The 1,853-nt window shown below is 62.5% G+C and carries 3 protein-coding genes; all 3 read right to left on the bottom strand.

Annotated features, from left to right (window positions below; genetic code table 11):
- Positions 1 to 25: 25 nt before the first annotated feature.
- Entirely contained in the window at positions 26 to 322 is a 297-nt protein-coding gene (gene pqqD, locus JCM25146_RS15825; RefSeq protein WP_035372994.1) for a pyrroloquinoline quinone biosynthesis peptide chaperone PqqD, read from the bottom strand.
- Positions 319 to 1,059: a pyrroloquinoline-quinone synthase PqqC gene (gene pqqC, locus JCM25146_RS15820; protein ID WP_025829257.1), complete on the bottom strand. Its 741-nt coding sequence runs from the start codon at positions 1,057 to 1,059 to the stop codon at positions 319 to 321. The genes pqqD and pqqC overlap by 4 nt, the downstream gene beginning before the upstream one ends.
- On the bottom strand, positions 1,056 to 1,853 hold a 798-nt coding region (gene pqqB / locus JCM25146_RS15815), incomplete at its 5' end, for a pyrroloquinoline quinone biosynthesis protein PqqB (protein ID WP_025829255.1). The genes pqqC and pqqB, both read right to left, overlap by 4 nt.

Raw genomic sequence — 1,853 nt, 5'->3', positions numbered from 1 at the left:
GCAGGCTCATGGGGGCGGGGGGCGGTCATGCGCGCAGCAGAACCTGCTTTTCGGCCAGTTCGGCCACCATGGCCAGCACGTCCTGCGCAATAACGGGGCGGGGCGCGTCAAACTTTTGTGCCAGCAGGTCTATGATCGCGCCAAGGGTGCGTGTGCCATCCACCAGTTGCAGAATTTCCGCCGCTACCGGGTCGGCATGAAAGGCGCGCTCGGGGGCCTGAATAAACCACACCTCGCGCACGCGGTCGTATTGCAGGCGGGTGCCACGCGCAAAGCGTGGCACGGTGGTCTCGGTTATGCTGTGGGCCGGAGCCCCGGTCATGCCTGCGTGTCCGGGCGGAATGCGCCGGGGGGAATGCGAGCAGGCACCACGTAGGCGTAATCCAGCGCATCCAGCATGGACCACAGCACGTTACATTTGAACTTCAGCGCGTCGAGCACGGCTTTCTGCTGTTCCGCCGTGCGGGCGTGTTCGCGCACATAGGCCAGTGCAAAGGCGGAATCCTGCGGGGCCTGTGTCAGCCGGGGTTTGAAGTAGGCGAGTGTTTCCTCGGTTACAAAGTCATAGTTGCCGAGCATGCCCGCCACACGTTCGCTGATGATGGTGGGGGAGAAAAGCTCCGTCAGGGAGGAGGCTATGGCCTCCAGAATGGAGCGTTCGCGTACGAACTGCACATAGGCCTCCACGGCAAAGCGTGTGCCCGGTAGCAACCCGTCGAGTGATTGCACATACGCGCGGTCCAGCCCCAGCCCATCGGTCAGCTTGAGCCAGCGGGCCACGCCCCCCGTGCCGGGCTGTGTGCCGTCATGGTCCTCCAACCTGCGCCGCCATTCGCGCCGCAGTTCCGTGGTGGGCAGGCGGGCAAGCAGGGAGGCATCTTTTGCGGGAATGCTGGCCTGATAATAGTAGCGGTTCAGCGCCCATGCCTGCACCTGCCCCTTGTTCAGCTTGCCGTCATGCAGGGCGCGGTGGAAGGGGTGCAGGTTGTGGTAACGCTCTGCCCCAATGGCGCGCAGAGCGGCTTCCAGCCCATCGGGGGTGAGAATACGGTCGGTCATAGTCTTACCTTCATGCCATCAAAGGCTACGTCCCAGCCTGCGGCTTCGGCCTGTTTACGCTCGGGGCTGTCTGCGAGCAGAACGGGGTTGGAATTGTTGATGTGGATGAGAATTTTGCGTTTGACATCCATCCCGGCAAAGGCGGCAAAGGTGCCATCGGGCTGGTCAGCCAGAGACATATGGCCCATGCGGTGGCCGGTTTTGCTGCCAAGGCCTGCGCGCACCATCTCGTCATCAGTCCACAGGGTGCCGTCAAAGAACACGGCGTCCGCACCGTTTATGCGTGTGCGCAGGGCCTCTGTCATCATGGCGCAACCGGGAATGAACAGGGCGTGGGACGTGCCATCGGTTATGTCCAGCCCGATTGTCTCACCATTATTCATGATTTCGGCCGGGTTTTCGGTTTTTTCGGCATAGAGTGGCACCTTGCCGGGGACCGAAAACGGAGTAATGCAAAAGCCCGGTGGCTCAAGGGCTATCGGGCGGTCCAACACCATGGGCAGGCGCGGCACAAGCGTGCGGTCGAGCGCGGTAAATATGGGGTTGGCGTCCAGTTGATCCAGCACGGGTTGGGTTGCATACAGCCCAAACGCCTGTCGCTCGCGCAGGGTCAGCAGGCCGGTAATGGCGTCAATTTCGCCACTGGTCAGCACAACCCCGGCAATGGGGGTGGAGCGCAGGCCGATGCGGGGGTGCAGGTCGGGGGTCTGGTTGATCTGGGTCCGCAGGTCGGGGGAGGCATTGAGCACATACCATGAGGTGCCATCCCCGCTGACAGCGATGGAAGCCTGTGT

Source organism: Acetobacter okinawensis JCM 25146, assembly GCF_000613865.1.
GTDB classification, from domain to species: Bacteria; Pseudomonadota; Alphaproteobacteria; order Acetobacterales; family Acetobacteraceae; genus Acetobacter; species Acetobacter okinawensis.
Note: the sequence above shows the minus strand (reverse complement) of the source record. Positions and strands in the feature narration are given on the sequence as shown.

What these genes read in the sequence shown, in the direction of transcription:
- pqqD (WP_035372994.1), bottom strand. Translation starts at nt 322, where the DNA reads ATGACCGGGGCTCCGGCCCACAGCATAACCGAGACCACCGTGCCACGC.
- pqqC (WP_025829257.1), bottom strand. Translation starts at nt 1,059, where the DNA reads ATGACCGACCGTATTCTCACCCCCGATGGGCTGGAAGCCGCTCTGCGC.